Here is a 602-nt window from a genome sequence, read left to right on the forward strand (position 1 = left end):
CACCCATAATTTCTGCTGCCAGTCGATTTCACTCCAGCGGGCAAAGCGCAACTCGCTTGAGCGCACGAAAAACAACAGCGACAGTTTAAGGGCGTACCTTGTCAGCAGCCTGCCGGAGTAGGTGTCCGTCCGGGATAACAGTTCTGGCAGCTTATCAAGTGGCAGAGCCGGGTAGTGTTGCGTTTCCGGTGGCGTGAACTCACCGTCCAGATCCAGCGCCGGGTTTGACTTGATTAACTGCTTTTTCACCGCATAGCGCATGATCTCGGTGACGTAATTTTTCAGCCGCGCGGTGATCTCCAGAAAGCCTTTGTTTTCCACCTTGCGTAATGTGAATAAAAGCGTCTCCGTGGTGATCTGATCGATAAGGCTGTCCCCGATATCCGGGAAAACATACATTTCCAGCCTGCGCTGGATGGTGTTTGCATAATGCGCAGACCAGCGTTTGTGCTCACCGTGCCAGTTCATGGCGATCTGGCGGAAGGTATGTCCGTTTTTCTTTTTCTGCTGGGCGATCTTTTTATCCGCAGCAGGGTCGGCCCCTTCACGCACTCTGGCGCGAGCGGCACCGCATAGCTGACGCGCCTTAAACAGAGAAACGT

At 53.8% G+C, this 602-nt stretch carries 1 protein-coding gene; it reads right to left on the bottom strand.

The genetic code is table 11. The features are described 5' to 3' along the window. Nucleotides 1-602, bottom strand: a 602-nt coding sequence (locus FDX19_RS08075) for a tyrosine-type recombinase/integrase (protein WP_368666071.1), incomplete at both ends; no start/stop codon positions are given.

It is taken from the genome of Citrobacter sp. wls619, assembly GCF_005281345.1.
In the GTDB taxonomy this organism is placed as follows: domain Bacteria; phylum Pseudomonadota; class Gammaproteobacteria; order Enterobacterales; family Enterobacteriaceae; genus Citrobacter.